This is a genomic window from Streptomyces sp. NPDC018029, from assembly GCF_044327655.1.
GTDB lineage: Bacteria > Actinomycetota > Actinomycetes > Streptomycetales > Streptomycetaceae > Streptomyces.
The window spans coordinates 69,293-92,645 of the sequence record NZ_JBIRFV010000006.1 but is presented as its reverse complement, the minus strand read 5'-3'; the positions used below and the strand labels follow the sequence as shown (position 1 = coordinate 92,645).

Sequence of the window (23,353 nt, the reverse complement as noted above, 5' to 3'; positions counted from 1 at the left end):
GATCCTCACCGTTCGTGGTCGTGGTCGTGGCCGCCGGACGCGGCGTCTTCGGAGTGGTGGCCGCCGTACGCGGCGTCTTCGTCGTACCCGACGTCGCCGGACGCGACGTCCTCGCCGTACGCGCTCTGTTCGAGTTCGCTCAGCACCTGCTCCTCCACCAGCTCCGCCAGGGCGGCGACGGTGCGGGAGACCAAGACGTCGCGAGGGGTGAGCGTGACGGCGAACGCGTCGTTGGCGCGGGAGGCGATGAGCAGGGCGCGCAGCGAGTCGCCGCCGAGCAGGAAGTAGTCGTCCTCGGCGCCCACGGCCGTCTCCAGGGTCTCCTCCCAGATGGCCGCGACCGCCTCCTCGGTGGGGGTGCGGGGTGCCACGTACTCGGGCCGTGCCCGTTCCCCTTCACGTTCCTCGGCCGGTGCCGGGGCGGGCAGGGCGGCCCGGTCGGTCTTGCCGTTCTCGGTGAGCGGGAAGCGGTCGAGCACCACGAACGCGGACGGCACCATGGTGGCCGGCAGCGAGCGTGCGGCCAGTTCGCGCAGTTCCGCCGGGTTCGCCGGTTCCGCTTCGGGGGCCGTGAGCAGGTGGGCGACCAGGCGCGGCAGGCCCGGTTCGTCTTCGCGTACGGTCACCACGGCGTCCAGCACGCCCGGATGGCGGACCAGGGTCGCCTCGACCTCGCCCGCCTCAATGCGGTGGCCGCGCAGTTTGAGCTGGTGGTCCGTGCGGCCCAGGTAGTGCAGTTCGCCGGCGCTGTCGCGGCGCACCAGGTCACCGGTGCGGTACATGCGGGTGCCGGGCGGCCCGAACGGGTCGGCGGTGAAGCGCGACGCGGTCAGCCCGGGGCGGCCGAGGTAACCGCGCGCCAACGCCGGTCCGCTCAGCCACAGTTCCCCGGTGACGCCGTCGAGAACCGGCCGCAGGCGGGAGTCGAGGACGTAGGCGCCGGTGGCGGGCAGCCGGCGGCCGATCGGCGGTGCGCTGCCGCCCGCGGTCAGTGGTGCGGACCAGGTGGCGACGACGGTGGCCTCGGTGGGGCCGTAGGAGTTGACCATGCGGTGGTGCGTCGCCCAGCGTGCGACGAGTTCTGGGCCGCACGCGTCGGCGCCGACGATCAGGGTCTTCAGGTCCGGCAGCGTGCCGGGGGTGTCGGGCGGCAGCGTGGCGAGCGCGGCGGGCGGCAGCAGGGTGTGCGTGATGCGCCCGGCCCGCAGGACGTCGGCGAGTTCGGCGCCGAGCAGCGGTCCCGGCCGGGGTACGACGAGTCGGGCACCGTGCGGCAGGGACGCGCACAGTTCAAGGACGCTGGCGTCGAAGCTGGGCGTGGCGAACACCAGCACCCTGTCCCCCGGGGCGACTTGGTAGTGGGCTGCCTCGGCGGCGCTGAACGCGGCGAGCCCGCGGTGGGTGACGACGACTCCCTTGGGCGTACCGGTGGAGCCGGAGGTGTAGATGACGTACGCCGGGTCGTCCAGGTCGAGCGGGCGGGTCCGGTCGGCGTCGGTGGGCCGGTGTCCGGGGGTGCCGTCCGGCGGTGCGGCGAGCAGGTCGGCGACCTCCTGGGCGTCGAGGGTGAGGGCGGGGGCGGCGTCGCTCAGCATCAGGGCGATCCGCTCCTTCGGGTAGGCCGGGTCGACGGGCAGGAACGCGGCACCGGCCTTGGTCACCGCCAGCTGTGCGAGCACCATGTCCGTGGAGCGGGGCAGGAGCAGCGCGACGAGGTCGCCGGGCCCGGCGCCCCGGGCGATGAGCCGGTGCGCGAGCCGGTTGGCCCGGTCCTCCGCCTCCGCGAAGCCCATCGACGCGCCGACCGCGTCGGGCTCTGCGAGTTCTTCGAGCGCGGTCGCGGTCGGCCACCGGTCGACGGCGGCCTCGACGAGGGCGGGCAGGGTGGCCGCGGGCACCGATCCGGTCTCGGGCCTGGCCGGGCCGTGCAGCAGCCGGTCGCGCTGCGCGGGCGGCAGGACGTCGAGGTCGTCCAGGCGGACGGTGCCGTCCGAGGCGGCCAGGGCGTCCAGGGTGTGCAGCAGCTGCCCGGCCAGCGATTCGGCGCTGGACTCCTCGAAGTACCGCGGGTCGTAGCCGAGTTCGACGGTCAGCCGGTCGCCAGGCGAGACGACCACGGTGAGCGGGTAGTTGGTGGCCTCCCGGGCGTCCAGGTCCCGCAGGGCGAGTCCGTGCGCGCCCGCGGTCGCGTCGCCGACGGGATAGTTCTCGAAGACCACCAGGCTCTCGAAGAGGGCGGTGCCCGGCGGCAGTTCGCCGAGGGCGTTCAGGGCGGTGAGGGGCAGGTGGTCGTGGCGGCGGTCCTCCGCGCGGGCCTCCTGGAAGGCGCGCAGCCAGGCTCCGCAGCCGGCGCCGCCGTCGACCTCGGTGCGGGCGGGCAGGGTGGTGATGAACAGGCCGGTGATGGTGTCGGCACCGGGCAGATCAGCGGGCCGTCCGGAGACGGTGGTGCCGAAGCAGACCTCCTGTTCCCCGCTCCACCGGGCGAGGAGCAGCGCCCAGGCACCCTGCACCACGGTGTTGAGGGTGAGCCGGTGCTTGCGCGCGAACTCTTGTAGCTGGCCGGACCGTTCGGTGTCGAGCCGCTGGGACAGCCAGGTGTCGGAGCGCGCGGTGGCGTCCGGGGCGGGCCGTCGGTCGTACGGCAGCGGGGTCGGGCCGCGCAGCCCGGCGAGGGCGGCGCGCCAGTGCTCCTCCGCCCGGCGGGTCTCGCGGGCGGCGAGCCAGGCGGCGTAATCCGCGAAGGGCCTGCGTTCGGGCAGGTGGGGCCGCTCACCGCGGGTGAGGGCGGCGTGCGCGGCCGTGACGTCGGACAGGACGTGGAAGACGCTCCAGCCGTCCAGCAGGACGTGGTGGAAGGTCCACACCACGCGGACCGCGTCCGGGCCGAGCCTGACCAGGGCGAGCCGCATCAGCGGGGCGCTCTCCAGGGCGACGCCTCGGGCCCGCTCTTCCGTGAGCAGCCGCTCCAGCTCCGCGTCGCGCCGGTCGACCGGGAGAGCACTCCAGTCGTGCTCGGTGACCGGCAGCGTCACGTCCCGGTGGACGACCTGGAGCGGCACGGGTACGCCGCGCAGCGCGACGGAGGTACGCAGCACGGGGGTGCGGTCGACGACGTGCTGCCAGGCGGCGGCCAGGGTCCGAGGGTCGTGTGCGCCGTCCGCCACGAAGGTGATCTGCTCGACGTACAGGCCGTTTTCCGCCTCGTCCAGAGCGTGCATGACCATGCCGGTCTGGGTGGGCGTGAGCGGGTAGATGTCCACCACGTCCGTCACGTCCGCTCCGGTGCCGACGAGCCGGTCGACGCCCGCCTGGTCCAGCGGGGCGAGCGGGAAGTCGGCGGGGGTGCGGCCGCCGGCGCCGGGCTGGGCGCAGTGCCGGACGATCGCGCGCAGTTCGTCGGTCAGCTCGTCCGCGAGGCGGGCGACGGTCTCCCGGCTGTGCACCTGGCGGGAGTACGACAAGGTGAACTCGAGCCGGTCCGCGCTGACTTGGCCGAGCACATCGAGGAGGTACGGCCGCTGCGCCGAGCGGTCCATGCCACCGGCCAGACCGCCGTAGGGCGCATGCAGCAGGCCGCCCGGCGTGCCGGTGCGGTCCTGTCGGCCCAAATAGTTGAAGCAGACCGGCGGCAGGGCAGGCAGCTCGCGGCCGGCCGTGGGGTGCAGGAAGCGCAGGGCGCCGTAGCCGAGTCCGCCGTGGGGCACGGCCCGCAGGTTCTCCTTGACGGCCTTCAGCACAGTGCCGGTGTCGGCGTCCCGTGGCACGTCCAGGGCGACGGGATACATGGCGGTGAACCAGCCGGCGGTCCGGGCGAGGTCGGTGTCCTCGAACAACTCCTCGCGGCCGTGCCCCTCCAGGGTCACCGCCACCCGGTCCTGCCCGGTCCAGCGGGCCAGGACCCGGCCAAGGGCGCACAGCAGGACGTCGTTGACGCGGGTGCGGTACGCGTCCGGCACGTCCTGGAGCAGCCGGCGCGTCTCCTCGGCGTCGAGTCCGACGGTCACGCTCTCCTCGTCGGCGACGGTGTTGGCGCCGCCGGGGCGGTCGGCCGGCAGCGCGGTGGCGCCGTCGTCGACGCCGCGCCAGTGGGCGAGCTCGCCATCGAAACCGCCCGCCTCCGTGTGCTCGGCGAGCCGCCGCGCCCACGTCCGGAACGACGTGCTCTTCGGGGCGAGAGCGGGCCGCCCGCCGTCCCGCAGCGCGTCGTAGGCGGCGTCCAGATCCTCCAGAACCAGCCGCCAGGACACGGCGTCCACGACCAGGTGGTGGGCGGCGAGCAGCAGCACCGGCCGCCTGCCGTCGCCACCCGGCCGGCACAGCGCGGCCCGCAACAGCGGCCCACCGGCCAGATCGAAGCCGGCACCCAGGGCGCCAGCCACCTCCTCCGGCGCCGTCCGGTCGTGCACCTCCAGATGTACGTCATGGTCACCTGGCGGAGTGCCGTACTGCCGCCACCGTCCGTCGCCGAGCGGCTCGAAGCGCATCCGCAAGGCGTCGTGGTGCTCCAGTACGGCGGAGAGGGCGGCGCGCAGCAGTGCCTCGTCGGGGTCGACGGCCAGCTCGAAGGAGACCGTCTGGCTGAAGTGGGCGGGGTCGCCCGTGAGCGTGTCCAGGAGCCAGTGCTGTACGGGAGTGAGGGGGACGTCGCCGGTGACAGGCCCCTGTTCGGCGCTGGCTGTGGCGGCCTCGGGCACCGGCTCGGCCGCGGCGGCGAGTTCGGCGAGCGTCTGGTGGGTGAACAGGTGCCGAGGGGTCAGGGCGAGTCCGGCCCTGCGGGCGGCGGAGACGATCTGGATGCCGAGGACGGAGTCACCGCCGAGCGTGAAGTAGTTGTCGTCCGCGCCGACTTCGGGCACGCCGAGCACCTCGCACCAGATGGATGCGAGGGTCTGCTCTGCCTCGGTACGCGGCGCCCGGCCACCCGTACCGGCGGTCGGCGCCGCCCACTCGGGCACGGGCAGCGCCCGCCGGTCCAGCTTCCCGGTGGCCCCGAGCGGCAGCCGCTCCAGCGGGACGACGAGGGCGGGCAACAGATGGTCGGGAAGACTCCGGGCGAGGAAGGCGCGGAGTTCACCGGTGTCGGGGAGGGCAGGTGCCACCGGTTGGTTGGCGGGGCCTGCCGCCGGTTCGTCGGCTCCCGCTTCGCCGCCGGGCCCGGCCGGAACCGCCGTGTAGCCGACGGCACCCGCATCGCCGGAGGGGCTGGGCAGAACCGACGTACCGCCGACGGCACCCGCAGCACCAGAAGCCCCGGGCAGAACCGCCGCGACTCCCCCTCCCCCGGAGGACACAGGCAGCGTCTCCGCAGCTCCTCCCCCATCGGAGGACACAGGAAGGGCCCGCGCGTGAGGCACCACGTACCCGATCAGGCGCCGATGCCCGTCCTGCTCCACCACCCGTGCCGCTGCCGCCGCCACCCCCGGGTGGCGGGCCAACGCCGCCTCCACCTCGCCGAGTTCGATGCGGAAGCCGCGTACCTTGACCTGGTCGTCTCCCCTGCCCAGGTAGACGAGGTCGCCGTCGGCCGTCCAGCGGACCCGGTCGCCGGTGCGGTACATGCGGTTGCCGGGCGGGCCGAACGGGTCGGGCAGGAACCGGGCGGCGGTCAGGCCGGGGCGGCGCAGGTAGCCGCGGGCGACGCCGGTTCCGGCGAGGAACAGTTCGCCGGGCGCGCCGACGGGCACCGGGCGCATCCGCTCGTCCAGGACGTAGGCGCGGGCGCCGCCGAGCGGGCGGCCGATCGGCGGATCGCGGTCGGGGTCGGCTGGGTCGCAGGTGAAGGCGGTGGCGTAGACGGTGGCCTCGGTGGGACCGTAGATGTTGAGGATCTGGCTGCCGGCCACGGCCTCGCGGACCCGGCCGACGGTCCGGGCGGGCAGCCCCTCCCCCGCGAGGACGACGGTGTCCGCGGTGACGTGGACGGCGCCCTCGGCGAGCAGCCGGTCCAGGGCAGAGGGCACCGCACTGAGCAGCCCGGCCCGCCAGGGCCCGGAGCGCTCGGCGAGGGCCAGCAGATCACGCACGATCTCCACGCAGCCGCCCGACAGGAGCGGCGAGAAGATTTCGAACACCGATACGTCGAAGTTCAGCGAGGTGGACGCCACCACGTGCTCCAGGCCGCGCCCGGTGAATTCGGCCGCCGCCCAGTCGGTCAGGGCGCGCACGGACACGTGGCTGACGACCACTCCCTTGGGGCGGCCGGTCGAGCCGGAGGTGTGGATGACATAGGCCGGGTGTGCGGGCAGCAGGGTGGTGTGGCGTTCGGCGTCGCCGACGGGGGTGTCCGGCAGGTCGGTGCCGGGCTCCTCGTCGAGGAGGATCCGGGTGTACGGCCCTTCGGGCAGCCGGCCCGCGGTCTCGGCCGCCGTGATCACGGCGTCCGGCCGTACGTCGTCGAAGAGGAACGCGACGCGCTCGGCGGGGTACTGCGGGTCGACCGGCAGGTACCCGGCGCCGCTCTTCAGGACCGCGAGGAGCGCCACGACCAGGTCGGCGGTGCGGGGCAGGCAGAGGGCGACGAAGTGCTCGGGTCCGGCGCCGGCGGCGATGAGCAGCCGAGCCAGCCTGCTGGAGCGGGTGTCGAGTTCGCGGTAGCTGAGGCAGGTGTCGCCGTGGCGGACGGCCGGGGCGTCAGGGGTGCGCTCGACCTGCCGCCTGAATGCCTCGGGCAGGGTGTCGTACGGCGCCACGGGCACCGTGTCGTGCGGCACCTCGGACAGGGTGTCGTACGGCACCTCGTGCCGGGCGTCGTACGGCACCTCGGACAGAGCGGCGTACCGCGCGTCGCCCACCCGCCCGCCGAACCGGGCCACCAGGTCGCGGCCCTCGGCCGGGTCGAGGAGGGCCAGGTCGGCCAGGCGGCGGTCCGGCGCGTCGGCCATGCCGGTCAGCAGGGCGCGCAGGCTCTCGCCGAGCGCCTCCACCGTGCCGGTGTCGAAGGCGGCCGGGTCGTAGTCCAGGTTCACGGCCAGGGTCTCGCCGGGCGCGACGACCACGCTGAGCGGGTAGTTCGTCGGTTCCAGGTCCCGCTCCGCCTCCATCGCCAGACCGTGCCGGGCGATGGCGCCTTCGTCGAAGGGGTAGTTCTCGAAGACGACGATGGAGTCGAAGAGACTGGTGCCGCCGGGCACCTCGCTCCACGACTGCACTTGCGCCAGCGAGACGAAGTCGTGGCGCCTGGCCTCGGCCTGGGCGTCCTGCAGTGCGCGCAGCCAGTCGAGCAGGGCGCGCCGCCCGTCGACACGGGCCCGGGTGGGCAGGGTGTTGATGAACAGGCCGACCATCGAGGTGACGCCGGGCAGGTCGGCGGGGCGGCCGGAGACGGTCGTGCCGAACACGACGTCCTCGCCGCCGCCGTACCGGGACAGGAGCAGCGCCCACGCGCCCTGGACGACCGTGTTGAGGGTCAGTCCGGCCCCTTGGGCGGTCTCCCGCAGCCGTGCCGAGACGTCCGCGCCGAGCGCCATCCGCACGGATCCGGAGGAGGAGGCGCGGTGGGCCTCGGCGGGCCGCCGGTCGCGGGGCAGTTCGGTGGGCGCCTGGAAGCCCGCGAGGGTGGTGCGCCAGTAGTCTTCGGCGCGGTCGGCGTCCTGCTCGGACAGCCAGCGCAGGTAGTCGGCGAAGGGCCGCCGGTCGGGCAGCTGCGGGCGGTGCCCCGCGGTCAGGGCGGCGTACCGCTCACACACCTCTTCGAAGACCTGGGCGGCGCTCCAGCCGTCGAGCAGGACGTGGTGGAAGGTCCACACCAGCCGGACGCGGTCCGCCGCCAGCCGGATCAGCGTCAGCCGCATGAGGGGCGCGGTGCCCAGATCGATGCCGGTCTCCCGGTCCTCGGCGAGCAGGCGGTCCATCTCCCGTGCGCCGCGCTCGGCGGACCAGCCGGACCCGTCGTGGTGGGTGACGGGCACGGTGGCCCGGTGCCGGACGACCTGGAGGGGTTCCGCGGTCTCCTGCCACACCAGGTGGGTGCGCAGCACCGGGTTGGCGTCGGCGGTGTGCTGCCACGCCTCGGCGAGCGCGTGCGGATCGGTGACGCCGGACAGCACGAGCTGCACCTGGTTGACATACGTGCGGTTGTCCGCGTCGAGCAGGCTGTGGAAGAGCATGCCTGCCTGCATCGGCGTCAGCGGGTAGATGGCCGCGACGTCCCTGCCGTCCCCGGCGATCCGGTCCACGGCGGCCTGGTCGAGGCGGGCCAGCGGGAAGTCCGACGGGGTCCGGCCGCCCGCGTCCGGCAGGGCGCAGTGCGCGACGATGTCGCCGAGCGCCCGCAGCATGGCGTCGGCCAGCGCGCTGACGGTCTCCTCACGGTGGCGTCCGGCGCTGTAGTACCAGGTGATCTCCAGCTGGTCGTCCTCGACACGGGCCACGACGTCCAGCAGGTGCGGCCGTTCGGTGTCGGGTGCCTCGGCTCCGCCCAGGCCGCCGGGCACGGCCGCGACGAGGGTGCCTTCGTCGGCGGACCAGTCGAAGCGGCCCAGGTAGTTGAAGCTGATGCCGGGTTCGGGCGCACCGGTGAGCCGTTCCTCGCGGGCGAGATGGCGCAGCACGCCGTAACCGATCCCCCGGTCGGGGACGGCCCGCAGCTGCTCCTTCACCGACTTCAGCGCGGTACCCCAGGAGCCGGCCGGGACGGACAGCGCGAGGGGGTAGAGCGAGGTGAACCAGCCGACCGTGCGGGACAGGTCGACGTCCTCGAACAGCTGGTCCTCGCGGCCGTGCCCCTCCAGGCCGACGGCGACGGTGTCGCGTCCGGCCCAGTCACCGAGGACCCGGCCAAGCGCGGTGAGCAGGACGTCGTCGACGCGGGTGCGGTAGACGCCGGGGACGCGGCGCAGGAGGCCGTCGGTGTGTTCGCGGTCGAGGCGTACGGTGACCTGGCGGACGTCGGCCGTGGTGTTGCCGCCGTCGAGATCCACGGGCAGCGGGTCGGCGCAGACCCGGGCGGTGCGCTCCCAGTGGCCGAGCCGCGCGGCGAAGCGGTCGTCGTCGCGCAGCCGGTCGGCCCACTCCCGTACGGAGGTGGTGCGAGCGGGCAGCCGTACGGGTTCACCGGAGACGGCCTGCCGGTAGGCGGTCTCCACGTCTTCGAGCAGGATCCGCCAGGACACGCCGTCGACCACCAGGTGGTGGGCGACGAGGAGCAGCCGGGCGCTGTCGGCGGCGAAGAGGCGGGCGGTGAACAACGGGCCGGTATCGAGGCTGAGTCCGCTGTGCGCTTCCGCGGTGACGCGTTCCTCGTCCGCCGGGTCGTGCACGTGGAGCAGCTCGGGTACCGGTCCGTCGGCGGCGGCGATGTCCTGCCGCCAGGCGCCCACGTCGTCGAGGAGGAACCGGGCGCGCAGGGCGTCGTGGTGCGTCCACAGAGCGGTGAGGGCAGTGCGCAGGGCGTCCTGGTCGACGGGGCCGGGCGTCTCAATGACGACGGACTGGTTGAAGAAGGCGGGGTGCGCGGGGCGCGGGTCGAGGAACCAGTGCTGGATGGGGAGGAGTTCGGCCGCTCCGGTGACGGGTGCGGTACCGGCGACGGAGCGCGCGGCGCCCTCGGTGGCGGCGGCCAGTTCGGCCACGGTGGGGTGCCGGAAGAGGTCGCGGGGGCTGATCGCGAGCCCTGCGGCGCGGGCCCGTGATACCACCTGGATGCTGAGGATGGAGTCGCCGCCCAGCATGAAGAAGTTGTCGTCCGCGCCGACCCGTGCCACGCCGAGCAGCTCGGCCCAGATCCCGGCGAGGACCTGCTCCGCCTCGGTGCGCGGGGCGCGGTGGGCCTGTTCGCCGCCCGCCGCCCAGTCGGGCGCGGGCAGCCGCCGCCGGTCGACCTTGCCGTTGGCCGTCAGGGGCAGCTCGGGCACGGTGACGAACGCGGCGGGCAGCATGTAGTCGGGCAGCCCGGCCGCCAGGTGGGTGCGCAGCCCGGCGGCGGAAGGCAGTTCGGCGGCGCAGGACGGCACGAGGTGGGCGGCGAGCCGCTTGCGTCCGCCGTCCTCGTACAGGGAGACGACGGCCTCGGCGACGGCCGGGTGCGCGGTGAGCCGCGCCTCTATCTCGGCGGGTTCGACGCGGAAGCCACGGATCTTGATCTGGTCGTCCGCGCGGCCGACGAAGTGCAGCTCGCCGTCGGCGCTCCAGCGCACGACGTCGCCGGTGCGGTACATGCGGGTGCCGGGCGGGCCGTAGGGGTCGGCGAGGTAGCGGGCGGCGGTCGCGCCGGGCCGCCCCGCGTAACCCCGGGCCAGTCCGGCGCCGGCGATGTACAGCTCGCCGGGGATGCCGGGCGGCTGCGGCTGGAGGGTGCCGTCCAGGACGTACACGCGGGTGTTGTCGAGCGGGCGTCCGATGGGCAGTACGGCGGGCAGCGGGTCGCCGGAGCGGAAGACGCGGCGGGTGGCGAAGGTGGTGGTCTCGGTGGGGCCGTAGCCGTCGACGACGGTCAGGCCGGGGCAGGCGTCGAGGACCCGGCGCACCACCGCGCCCGGCACGGCCTCGCCGCCCGTCCACACCTCACGGGCACCGCGCAGGCAAGCGGGGTCCTCCTGGGCGAGCAGGCGGAACAGGCCCGCGGTCAGCCACAGGCAGCTCACCCGCTGCTCGGTGGCGGCGTGCCGGACCTGGGCGGCGTCGAGGTCGGCGGGCGGGGCGAGGACGGCCGTCCCGCCGCGCAGCAGCGGCACCCACACCTCGTAGGTGGCGGCGTCGAAGGCGTGCGGCGAGTGGACGAGGACCCGGTCGTGCCCGACGAAGGCCCGGTCGAGGGCGAGCGCGACGACGTCCCGCTGGCGCACGGCGACGCCCTTGGGGGTGCCGGTGGAGCCCGAGGTGAACATCAGGTACTGGATGTTGTCGGGGTGCACGGCATGGTGGGGCACCGGGCCGGTGGGCGGCTCGAAGGTGCCGTCGGCACGCAGGACGCCGTCGCCCGGCAGCACCTCGCGGGCCGTCGCCTCCCAGGCGGCGTCGGTGAGCAGCAGGTCGGCCCCGGCCTCGGCCAGGGTCCGGCGCAGCCGCTCGGCCGGTGCCCTGCCGTCCAGCGGCACGTACACGCCGCCGGTGCGCACGAGCGCGAGCTGGGTGACGATCAGGTCGACGGAACGGTCCATGAGGACGCCGACGGGAAGTTCCGGGCACACCCCGGCATCGGTCAGCCGCGCCGCCAACTCCGCCACTCGCGCGTCAAGTTGACGGTACGTGAGATGGTCGTCCCCCGCTTCAAGGGCCACGGCGTCGGGCGTGCGGCGCACCTGGGCGGCGAAGAGGTCGGCGACGGTGTTGTCGGGCAGGTCGGTGGCGGTGTCGTTCCAGGTGCGCAGGACCTGTTCGCGGCGGTCCTGGCCGAGCAGCGGCAGCCGGGCGGGCGGGCGCAGTGAGCCGGTGGGCATGCCGGTGAGCAGGACGGTGAGGTACTCCGCCATGCGCCCGGCCGTGTCGGCGTCGAACAGCTCGGGGTCGTAGCCGAGGCGCAGCCCCAGCTCCGTGCCCGGGTAAGCGGTCAGGCTCAGCGGGTAGTTGGTGGTCTCGACGCCTTCCAGGCCGCTCAGGCGCAGGCCGTGGGTAGCGGCGAGGTCGTCGTCCACCGGGTAGTTCTCGAAGACGACGATGCTGTCGAAAAGACCGACGCGCTCGGGGAGTTCGGTGAACGTCTTCATGCGGGTGAGCGGCAGGTGGTCGAAGCGCCGGTCCTCGCTCTGGTCGTGCTGGAGTGCGCGCAGCCAGTCGAGCAGGGTGCCGTTGCCGGGGACGGTGACTCGGGTGGGCAGGGTGGTGATGAACAGGCCGGTCATGGCCTCGGCGCCGGGCAGCTCGGCGGGACGGCCGGACACGGTGGTGCCGAACACCACGTCGTCGCGGCCCGCCTGCCGGGCCAGGAGGAGCGCCCAGGCGCCCTGTACCAGGGTGTTCAGGGTGAGGCCCGAGGTGCGGGCGAGCTCTTCCAGTGCCCGGGTCGCGGCCGCGGGCAGCGTGCCGTGGACCGCGTGCGTGGACTCGGCGCGGTGGGCCTCGCGCGGCTCGCGGTCGTACGGCAGCGGTGTGGCCTCGGTCAGGCCGGACAGGCGGCTTCGCCAGTGCCGTTCGGCCGCGTCCTGGTCGCGCCGCCGCAGCCAGGAGACGTACTCCCGGTAGGGCGGGCGGTGTTGGAGCGTGGCGGTGTCGGGTCCGGCGTGGTGGGCGAAGACGTCCGACAGCACCTGGAACATGCTCCAGCCGTCGAGGAGCAGGTGGTGGAAGGACCACACCACGCGCACGGCGGTGTCGGAGACGCGGGCGAGCAGGAGGCGTTGGAGCGGGGCCCGCCCGAGGTCGATGCCGGCGGCACGGTCCCGGACCAGCAGGTCGTCGAGGCGGGCGCGGCGCTCGTCCTCGGTCAGGTCGCGCCAGTCCAGGTGGGTGACGGGTACGGCCGCGTGGCGCGCCACCACAAGCAGCGGTTCGGGTACGTCCTGCCAGACGACCCGGCCGCGCAGCACGTCGGTGCGGTCGGTGACGTGCTGCCAAGCGGCGGCGAGGGCCGCCGGATCGGGCACGCCGTCCAGGACGAACGTCAGCTGCTGGACGTAGACGCCGCGGTCGTCCTGGGACAGGCCGTGGAAGAGCATGCCCGCCTGGGTGGGTGTGAGCGGCAGGACGTCGGCCACCGCGGCCGGGTCGGCGCCGGTGATCCGGTCCACGGCGGCCTGGTCGAGGCGGGCCAGCGGGAAGTCGGACGGGGTGCGTCCGGCGGTGCCCGGCCGGGCGGCGTGCCGGGCCAGGTCGCCGAGCGCGTCGTTGAAGCGCCCTGCGAGGTCCGCGACCGCGTCCTTGCGGCCCGGCAGGTCGGCGTAGAACCAGGTGAACTCCAGTGCTTCGCCGACGAGTTGCCCGACGAGCTCAAGGGCGTGCGGGCGCTCGGCGGCCGGGTCGGCGTCCAGTTCCAGCGGGCGTACGGTGCCCCGGTAGAGGCTGTCGGGGTCTTCCGGTGCGTCCATGCGGCCCAGGTAGTTGAAGCTGATCTGGGTGGCCGCGGTGCGCGGTGCCGCCCCGGGGCCGGCCAGCTGGAGCAGCACGTCGTGGCCGAGGCCGTTGCGGGGTACGGCGCGCAACTGCTCCTTGACCTGTTTCAGCATGGTGTCCCAGCCGGCGTCTTCCGGGACGGCGAGCGCGACGGGGTACCGGGTCGTGAACCAGCCGACCGTGCGGCTGATGTCCAGCTCGCCGAAGAGCTCCTCGCGGCCGTGGCCCTCGACGTCGACCACCACCCGCTCGCGGCCGCTCCAGCCGCACAGCGCCCGGCCGAGCGCGCTGAGCAGCACGTCGTTGGCCTGGGTGCGGTAGGTGTCGGGCAGGGTGCGCAGCAGGGCCGCGGTCGCCTCGACGCCGAGGCGCACGGTGAGCGACCTCTGCTCGGCGTAGGTGCCGGGGCCGCCCGGCAGTTCGGCGGGCAGGACGGTCTCGGTGGCGGGGACCGCCTCTTCCCAGTACGCGCGTTCGTCGTCGAAGCCGCCGTCCGCCGCGTGGGCGTTGAGCCTGCGGGCCCACTGTCGCAGCGGCGAGGACTTCGCGGGCAGTGCCGCGGCGCCGTCCTCACCCGCGCGGCGCGCACGGTAAGCGCGATCCAGGTCCTCGAGCAGCAGCCGCCAGGAGACTCCGTCGACCACCAGGTGGTGTACGGCGAGGTGCAGCAGGTGGGACACGCCGTCGTCTGGAGCGTGCAGCACGGCGCGGAGCAGCGGCCCTCGGGCGAGGTCGAACGGGCCGAGGTGCGGGGTGTCCGTCTCCGGGCCGGCATGGTGGGCCAGTTGGAGGCGGGGTGCCCGCTCGTCGATGTGCCAGCCGACCGGCTCGCCGCCGGTGAAGCGGGAGCGCAGGGCGTCGTGGTGGGCGACCAGGTCGTTCAGCGCATCCTCCAGCGCCGCCGGGTCCAGGTCGGCGGGCATCCGGAGGGACAGCACCTGGGAGAAGTGTCCGGCGCGTTCGCCGACGGCGCCGAACAGCCAGTGCTGGATGGGGGTCAGGGGTGCCGTGCCGGTGGGCGCCTGCGGTGCGGGCGCGGCTTCGCGCGGTCCCGCCGACGCGTCCGCGCGGTGCGCGAGGGCGGCCACGGTTTGGTGCTGGTAGAGGTCCCGGGAAGTGAGCGGCAGACCCTCCTGCCGGGCGCGGGCCACCACCTGGATGCTGAGGATCGAATCGCCGCCGAGTTCGAAGAAGTTGTCGTCGACGCCGATGCGTTCCTCCCGCAGCACCTCCGCCCAGACCCGCGCGAGAGTGCGCTCGGTGGGCGTGCGGGGCTCGACGTGGCGCACCGCGCGCACGGCGGGGCCCGGGCTGGGGAGCCGGGCGCGGTCGAGCTTCCCGTTGGGGTTGAGCGGCAGGGCGTCGAGCACGACGACGGTCGACGGGACCATGTAGTCGGGCAGCGTCCGGCCGAGTTCCCGGCGCACCGCATCGGATTCGGTGTGCTGCCCGGCGGCCGGGACGACGTAACCCACCAAGCGGCGGTTGCCGTCACCGTCGGTGGCCGCGACGGCCGCCGCCTCGGCGACGCCCGCGCAGCCGCGCAACGCTTCCTCCACCTCGCCCAGTTCGATGCGGAAGCCGCGCACCTTGACCTGCTGGTCCGTGCGTCCCACGTATTCGAGTCCGCCGTCGGGACGTCGGCGCACCAGGTCGCCGGTACGGTACATGCGCTCTCCCGGCGCGCCGAACGGGTCGGCGACGAACCGGGCGGCGGTCAGTCCTGGCCGGTTCAGGTAGCCGCGGGCCAGGCCGCCGCCCCCGAGGTACAGCTCGCCGGGGACGCCGACGGGCTGCGGCCGCAGGGAGGTGTCCAGTACGTAGGTGCGGGTGAGCGCCACCGGGTCGCCGATGGGCGGGGCCTGCTCCGGCAGCCGGTCACCGGCGAACCAGGCGGTGGCGTACACGGTGGCCTCGGTGGGGCCGTAGACATTGGCGATCCGGCAGCCGGGCATGGCGGCCCGCACGTCCTGTGCGGTCTGCGCGGGCAGGGCCTCGCCGGCGAGGACGACGGTGTCGGCGGTGAGGGGTGCCGTGCCGTCCGCGACGAGCCGGGAGACGACGGACGGCACGCCGCTGAGCACAGTGGTGCGCCGGGGCCCGGCGCCGTCCGTGAGGGCCGGCAGATCGGCGACCACCTCGACGGTGCCACCGGCCACCAGGGGGCAGAGCAGTTCGAACACCGAGACGTCGAAGTTGAGGGAGGTGGAGGCGACCACATGGGCCAGGCCCTCGGCCCCGAACCGCTCCCCCGCCCACTCGGCCAGCGCGGCGACGCTGCGATGGCTGACCACCACGCCCTTGGGGCGGCCCGTGGAACCCGAGGTGTAGATGACGTACGCGGGATGGTCCGGCAGCAGCGGCCGGATCCGGTCGGCGTCGGTCACCGCGGTGTCGGCCAGGGCGGCGTCGGGCGCGGCGCAGTCCTCCAGGAGCAGCGGTACGCACTCCGGGGGCAGCGCGGAGGCGGTCTCCCGGGTGGCGAGGACGAGGGCGGGCCGGGCGTCGTCGAGCATGAAGCGGACCCGCTCGGCGGGATAGGCCGGGTCGACCGGGAGGTAGCCGGCGCCCGATGCGAGCACCGCCCACAGCACGGGCACGAGCTCGGCGGAGCGCGGCAGGCAGAGCGCGACCAGCGTCTCGGGACCGGCGCCGCGCGCGACGAGCAGCCGGGCAAGGCGGGACGCCCGCCGGGCGACTTCGGCGTAGTCCAGCCGGATCTCGCCGCAGACGACGGCGGTATGGTCCGGGGTCCTCGCCGCCTGGGCGTGGAGCAGTGCGGGCAGCGTGCCGTACTCGTTCTTCCGCATGACGCGGGCGGGCGGATTCCAGCTGTCCACCAGTGTGCGCTGTTCCTCGGCCGTGAGCATGGGCAGTTCGGCCAGCCTGCGACCCGGCCCTTCCGCCATGCCTTCGAGCAGCCGGTGCAGGTGGGCGGTCATTCGGGCCACGGTCGCCGCGTCGAACAGGTCCTTGTTGAACTCCGCGGTCAGCACGCAGCCGCCGTCCGTGTCCGGCGTGAACTCCAGGACCAGGTCGAAGCGGGCGGCGGGGCGCGGCAGCGGATGTCCGGTGACGCGCAGACCACCGGCGGGCGGTAGTGCGGGCGCGGCGGTCTGCTGCACGACGAGCACCTGCACCAGCGGGGTGCGGCTCGGGTCGCGGGGCGGGGCGAGCTCCTCCACCACCCGGTCGAACGGAACCCCGTCGTGGGCGAAGGCGTCGAGGACCGTCGTCCGCATCGTCTCCACGAACCGGTCCACGGTCGTCCGTTCGTCCACGTCGCCACGGAGCACCACGGTGTTGGCGAAGAAGCCAGGGACGTCCTCCAGGTCCCGGCGGCCGCGCCCGTTGGTGACGGTGCCGAAGGCGATGTCCCGCTGGCCCGAGTAGCGGGAGAACAGCAGCGCGGCGGCGCCCGCGTACAGGGTGAACGCCGTGGTGCCGCGGCCCGCGGCCAGTTGCCGCAGCCGGGACGTCAACTCCGCGGGCAGCACGTGCCGGTGGGCCCCGCCGACGGTGGTGCGCTCGGCGGGACGCGGCCGGTCCGTGGGCAGCTCCAGGTGCTGGAGGCCCGCCAAGTGCCGCTTCCAGTACGCCAGATCGGCGGCGTCCGCGTCACCGGCCCGCTGCCGGCGCTCCCAGACCGCGAAGTCGGGGTACTGGACGGCGGGTCGTGTCAGTCCGTCCGGCTCGCCGGTGGTCTCCGCGCGGTAGAGGGCGGCGAGTTCGCGGGTGAGGATGCCGACCGACCAGCCGTCGGTGACGATGTGGTGCTGGGCCAGGAGCAGCAGGTGGTCGTCATCGGCGAGCCGGACGAGCAGCGCCCGGGTGAGCGGTCCGGCCGCCAGGTCGAAGCGGCGGCCCAGCTCCTCGGTGAGCAGTTCCTCGGCAGCCGCATCACGCCGTGCGTCGGGTACGCCGGTGAGATCGGCCGTCCGCAGAGGTACGTCCGGCTCCGGCGCGACACGTTGGACGCCCTGGCCGTCGACCGTGGGGAACGTGGTGCGCAGGGAGTCGTGCCGGGCCGCGAGACGGAGCAGGGAGCGGTGCAGGGCGTCCGGGTCCAGGGCGCCGCGCAGCCTGAGGGAGACGCCGGTGTTGTACTCGGTGCCGCCCTCGGTGAGGTCGTCCATGTACCACAGGCGCCGCTGCGCGCTGGACAGCGGCAGGCCGCCTTCGCGTGGGGCCGGTGGGATCGGCTCCGGCGGCGCGGCGGCCGACGGGTCGGCGAGCAGGGGCGCGAGCGCGGCGATCGTCCGTGCGGTGAACACGTCCCGTACGGTCAGCCGGACGCCCAGGTCGTCGCGGACGCGGGCGAGCACACGGGCGGCGAGGATCGACTCTCCGCCCAGGTCGAAGAAGTCGTCGGTGACCCCGACCTCCTCGACGCCGAGGGCATCCGCCCAGATCCCGGCGAGGACCCGCTCCTCGACCGTCCGCGGCGCCACATGACCGGCCGACACCGTCCGCTCCGGCGCGGGCAGGGCCCGCCGGTCGATCTTGTTCTGCGGGGTGAGCGGCATCCGGTCGAGCACCACGACGGCGGACGGCACCATGTGTGCAGGCAGCACGGCGGCGACGGCGGCGCGCAGGGCGGCGGGGTCGAGGGAGTGCGCGGCGCCGGTAGGACGGTCGGGCTCGGTGGGACCACTGCGGCTGGTGAGGCCGACAGAGCCCGGTGGCACGTTAGGTGAGGTCCGGGTGGCCGCCGTGACGTAGGCGACGAGACGCCGATGGCCCGGCACGTCCTCGCGTACGACAACAACAGCCTCGCCGACGGTGTCGGCGCCCGCCCGGCGCAACGCCGCCTCGATCTCACCCGGCTCGATCCGGAAGCCGCGGATCTTCACCTGCCGGTCCAGTCGGCCCAGGAACTCCAGCTCCCCCTCGGCGGTCCACCGCACCCGGTCACCAGTGCGGTACAGGCGCGCTCCGGGTGTGCCGAAGGGATCGGCGACGAACCGCGCCGCTGTCAGCCCGGGGCGCCCCAAGTAACCGCGCGCCACCGCGTCACCGCCCACGAACAACTCGCCGTCGGCGCCGGGAGGAACCGGCCGCATCGCGGCGTCCAGGACGTACACCCGGGTGTGCGGCAGAGCGCCGCCGATCGTCGGCGTACCGCTGCCCGCGGTGAGCGGCCCGGTCCACGTGGCGACGATGGTGGTCTCGGTCGGACCATAGGAGTTGATCATCTGACGGCCGGGTGCCCAGCGGTCCACGAGTCCGGCCGGGCAGGCCTCGGCGCCGACGATCAGCGTGCGCAGGTGGCGACCGGTGCCCCGCGCGGGGTCGGGCAGAGAGGCCAGCGCGGCGGGCGGGATGAGGGCGTGGGTGATGCGGTGCTCGTCCAGGACCGCGGCGAGTTCGTCGCCCAGCCAGGGCCCGTGCGGCGGTACGACGAGGGTGGCGCCGGACAGGACGGAGATGAACAGCTCCAGGACGGAGGCGTCGAAGCTCGGCGAGGAGAACTGGAGCACCCGGTCGCCGGGTCCCACCGCGTACCGCTCGGCGGCGGCCGAGGTGAAGCCGCCGATGCCGCGGTGGGTCACCGTCACGCCCTTGGGGGCGCCGGTGGAACCGGAGGTGTAGATGACGTACGCCGCGTGGTCCGCGTCGACGCCGGGGCTGTCCGCCGCGTGGTCCGGGTCGTCGCCGGGGCTGCCCCCGTGTCCCGCTGCGTCTTCGGTCTCCAGCAGTTCGCGCACCTGACGCGGATCGTCCAGGGTGAGCGCGGGCGCGGCGTCGGCGAGCATCAGCGCGCGGCGCTCGGCGGGGTAGGCCGGGTCCACGGGCAGGAAGGCGGCGCCCGCCCGAGCGACGGCCAGCTCCGCCGCGATCAGCTCCATGGAGCGCGGCAGGACCAGGGCCACCACCCGGTCCGGCCCCGCTCCCCGGGCTATCAGATGAGCGGCCAACTGGTCGGTACGTTCGGCCAGTTCACGGTACGTCCAGGTCCGTCGGCCGTCGGTGAGGGCCGCTGCGTCCGGGGTTCGGGTCACCCAGGCGGTGAACAGCTCGCCGAGCGTCGGATGCGCCGGAGCCGCCGAGTTCTCCGGCGTGTCGGCGGCGGGGCCGCCCTGCGGAAGGGAGGACGCCGGTGCGGGCTTGTCGTGCAGGTCCGTCATGGGTGAAGTCCTTCTGGAGAGCGGGGCGATGCGGCGCGGGCCACGCGGACGATCCCGGCCCCGCCTCGTGGACGGTGCGCTGGATCGGACGTGACACACCGGGTGTGCGCGGCGGTGCGGTGGAACGGGATGGTGGCGGCGTGGTGCGGAGCGGATGGGATGGGATACGGCGGGTGTGCGCGGCGGTGCGGTGGAACCGGGTAGTGGCGGCTTGGTGCGGAGTGGACGGGATACAGCGGGCGGGGTGGTGCGGTGACCGACGGGCGTGGGCAGGTGATTGAGCCGTGGCTGCGACGAGCGACTCGCCGGTCCCGGTGGTGACCCACCCCGGCGAGCGGCCCACCACCGGGACCGCCAGGGCCACCCGGGCCGCCGGGAGAGCCACGGCATCCGGTGACCGCGGCCACCGCGACGCGCGAGCGCGCTGGGCTTGGCGATCCGGCCACGGAGCTGGTTGGCCGAGCCCCCGGGCCGGTTGGCCGAGCCGCCAGGCCCGGAGGCCCGACCACCGAACCCGGCGGCCCAACCACCGAACCCACCGGCCGGACCACCAAGCCAGGAGAGCGGACCGCCGAGCCCCGTGGCCCAACCACCGAACGCGATGGCCGGATCGCCGCCAAGCCCGAAGGCCAGACCCCCAGGCCCGGAGGCCGGAGCGCCGAACCCCGTGACCCAACCACCGAACCCGATGACCGGACCACCAAGCCCGGAGGCCGAACCACCGAACTTCGTGGCCAAACCACCCAACCCGGCGTTCGAAGCACCAAGCGTCGTGGCCCAACCACCAAGCCCGGAGGCCGGAACGCCAAGCCCAGTGGCCGGACCACGGAATCCGATGGCCAGACCGCCAAGCCCGGTGGCCGCACCACCAAGCCCCGTAGCCGAACCACGGACCCGAAGGCCAACACACCGGCACCGGCACCGGCAGCCGAACCACCCAGCCGCAGTGACCGGACCGGCACGGCCCGAGGATCGAGACCACTCGGCCCACCGACCGGCCCGCCACCCGAACCACCGCCCGATCCGCCACCCGAACCACCGCCCAGGCGACCGACCACCACCTCCCGGCGACTCCGATCCCCCGACCCGCCACCGGCCCCGCCTGCGGGCCCGGTCAGCGTTCCGGTGACCGGAATACGCCGGAGCCGAACGGCGCCCGGCAGACCGGCGGACCGCTGTGCCGCCACCGTGGCCCGGCAGCGACCCCACCGGACGCCACCGGAGTGGTCCGGCCACGGCGAACCGCCACCGGAACCGGTTCCGCACGGCAAGGCGGCCACACGCCCCAGCCCCCGGGCAACGGGTGCTGGGCCCGCGGCCGACCCCCGAGGGAGCCGGGACCAACACGCCGTCAGCCCTAGACCGAACCGGACCGGACGGGCGCCGACACCAGCACAAGCACCGGCACCGGCACCGGCACCGGCACCGGCACCGGCACCAGCCGACAACCCGCCCCCCCAGCCGGAAGAAGGCACGCCCGTCGAAGCCCGCGACGACGGCGACGACCGTGCTCAGCCGTCGTCGGCGCGGCGCGCGGTACGCCCGGATATCTGCACCCGATCGATCGTGCCGGTGGCCGGATCGCGGTGGAACCGGCCACCGGGTTCGACACGCCCGGTGGCCGGATCTCGCAGATCGCAGGACAGGTCGGCGTAACAGACCAGCGGCAGGGCCAGGTCCCCGTCGACGGACAGGGCCGGCGTACCGTCCGGTCCGGGCGCGACGCGGTAGGTCGTGGTGCCGTTGCGGTACGTGCCCGCACAGCCGGGCAGGACGACGGGTCGGCCGCGGTCCGTGGTGAGCGCCTCGGCGGGCACCCGGATACCGGTGAGCCGGGCCAGAAACTCGGCGAGGTCGCGCCACAGTGCGGTGGCGCCCCCGGCGTTGCCCGTGAAGGCCACCACGACTCCGCTCTCCGGGTCGGCCCGCAGGTGGCACGACGTACCCTGGGCGTTGCCGTCGTGGCCGCACCACACCCGGCCGTCCCGCTGGTACAGGGCGAGTCCGGCGCCCCAGCCGTCGGCGAGCGTCCCCGGGTCGGCGGCGGTCTCGGCCCGGCGCATCTCCTTGGCGACGGCGGGCGGCAGCAGATCCGAGCGGCCGGTCAGCGCGTTGCCGAAGGCGACCAGGTCCAGGGCGCTCGCGAGCAGCGCGCCGGCCGGTGCCTCCAGCGGTGCCAGGTTCTGCCGGGCGGCGACGGCCTGCCCGGTGACGGTGTTGACGGCGTGCCCCGCGGCCACCGGACGCAGGGGCGCGGCGTCGCCGACGAACACCGGCAGGACACCGAGGGGTTCGAGGAGCAGCGCCCGCACGGCCTCGGGCCAGGGCATGCCGGTGACCGTCTCCACCAGCCGTCCGGCGGCGACGTAGCCGGCGTTGGAGTAGGAGAAGTCGGTCCCGGGCGTGAACAGCAGATCGCGGGCGGTGCAGACGGCCGTCAAGTAGCGCGCCGGGGTGGTCGCGGCGGCGGTGTCGGAGTCGGGACCTGTAGGCAATCCGCCGGTGTGGGACAGGAGTTGACGGATCGTCACATTCGGAGTGTCGGCCAGTTCGGCCAGGTGCTCGGCGGCCGGCTCGTCCAGGTCGAGGTCGCCGTCGTCGGCGAGGAGCATGACGAGCGCGGCGGTGAAGGGCTTGGTCAGTGATCCCAGCGGAACCGCGGTGTCCGCGGTGAAGGGGCTGCCGGTGGTGACGTCGGCGGTACCGGTGTGCACGGCGACGACGCCGCTGCCGGTGTCCACCGCCAGTTGGGCGCCGGGTACCCGGTGGGTCCGGGCCAGGTCGTCGAGACGGTCTTGCAGCTCGCGGCGTAATAGGGCCGGTTCCCGTAAGGCGACCGGGGCGGGCAGGATGCTGTACGGCATGAGAAGGGGACTCCCGTTGGGTGGGTCTCATGTGGCGGGTGTGCCGATCCGGCCCGGGCACGAGCGGTGCGGGCCGGCCGGAGGGGGCGCTGCGTGCGCCGGGGACTACGGTCTTGCGACCTCTACAGGCAGATGTCGTACGCCGATGAGGACGGCCGGGTTCTGGTAGACGACGTCCTCGTAGGAGGGGATCGTCAGTTCGCGGAATCGTTCATGCAACATGTGAAGAGCGATCCGCGCTTCCAGCCGGGCCAGCGGCGCGCCGAAACAGAAATGGATGCCGTGCCCGAAGGTCAAGTGGGGATTGGGACTTCGGGTCACGTCGAAGACGTCGGGCGCGGTGAAGCGGGCGGGATCCCGGTTGGCGGCGCCGAGATGGGCCATCAGCATCGTGTCGGCCGGGATCTCGTGACCGCCGAGGACCACGGGTCGGGTGACCCTGCGGCCCAGTTCGGGGAAGGGCGGCAGCCAGCGCAGGACCTCCTCGACGGCGGCCGGGACGCGCGTGGGGTCGGCGCGCAGCGCGGCATCCGTGTCGGGATGCCGGTCGAAGGTGACGATCGCGTTGCCCAGCAGCGCGGTCGTGGTGATGTGCCCGGCCACAAGGAGCAGGGCCACGAAGCCGACCATCTCCTGGTCGGCGAGGCGCACACCGTCCACCTCGGCGGCTATGAGTCTGCTGGTGAGGTCGTCACCGGGGGCGGCGCGGCGGGCGCGGATGTGCTCCAGCATGTAGCCGTTCATCTCGCGCACCGTGGGGGCGATGGCTTCCAGCGCGCGCTCCAGGTCGGCCATGTCGGGCGCCTCGCCGAGCTGGTCGCCGCCGAAGAGAACGCTCGCCCATTCCTGGAAGCGCCGGTGTTCCTCCGCGGGGATGCCGAGGAGTTCGGCGATGACGATGATCGGCAGCGGGTAGGCCAGCGCGTCGACCAGGTCGAACCGGTCGCGGTCGGCCACGGCGTCGAGGAGCCGGGCGCAGACGGCCTCGATGCGGGGTTCGAGGCCCTGTACGACACGCGGCGTGAACGCCTGGCTCACCAGGGTGCGGAGCTTCCGGTGCTCCGGGGGGTCCATGCCGACGAAGTTGCCCTGGGTGAAGGTCTCGAAGTCGGACTGGGTGGGTGCGAGAGTGGAGAGCTCCGAGGAGTACGTCGCCGGGTCGGCGAGCACGGCGGAGACGGTCTCGTGGTCGAGCACCTGCCAGACGCTTTGGGTCTCGTCGTACCGCACCGGCCCGGTATCGCGTAAGCCCCGCCAGCGGTCGGGTAACTCCTCCAAGAGGGGTCGCTCGCCCGTCGGTTGCTTGCTGATCACCTTGTCTCCCTTGCTAGCGGCTGGCGCGTGCGGGCACGTTGGAGTCACGCGCACAGGGGT

Annotated in this window: 3 protein-coding genes; all 3 read right to left on the bottom strand. The window is 74.1% G+C overall.

The window, feature by feature from the left end; genetic code table 11:
* Positions 1–5 precede the first annotated feature (5 nt).
* The 3 genes from ACH4D5_RS19600 to ACH4D5_RS19590 all read right to left on the bottom strand — a co-directional run bounded on the left by ACH4D5_RS19600 (position 6) and on the right by ACH4D5_RS19590 (position 23,293).
* On the bottom strand, positions 6–19,115 hold the full coding sequence (locus tag ACH4D5_RS19600) for a non-ribosomal peptide synthase/polyketide synthase (RefSeq protein WP_398303899.1): 19,110 nt from the start codon (positions 19,113–19,115) through the stop codon (positions 6–8).
* Between the two features lie 1,511 nt (positions 19,116–20,626).
* Complete coding sequence (locus ACH4D5_RS19595) at positions 20,627–21,979, bottom strand: serine hydrolase domain-containing protein (RefSeq protein ID WP_398303898.1); 1,353 nt, start codon at positions 21,977–21,979, stop codon at positions 20,627–20,629.
* Positions 21,980–22,084: 105 nt separating this feature from the next.
* Positions 22,085–23,293 carry a cytochrome P450 gene (locus ACH4D5_RS19590; protein ID WP_398303896.1) on the bottom strand — a complete coding sequence of 403 codons (1,209 nt, stop codon included), beginning with the start codon at positions 23,291–23,293 and terminating at the stop codon, positions 22,085–22,087.
* Positions 23,294–23,353 lie beyond the last annotated feature (60 nt).

Excerpts from the sequence above, each read along its gene's own strand:
- ACH4D5_RS19595 (WP_398303898.1), bottom strand. The coding sequence starts at position 21,979 with ATGCCGTACAGCATCCTGCCCGCCCCGGTCGCCTTACGGGAACCGGCC.
- ACH4D5_RS19600 (WP_398303899.1), bottom strand. The coding sequence starts at position 19,115 with ATGACGGACCTGCACGACAAGCCCGCACCGGCGTCCTCCCTTCCGCAG.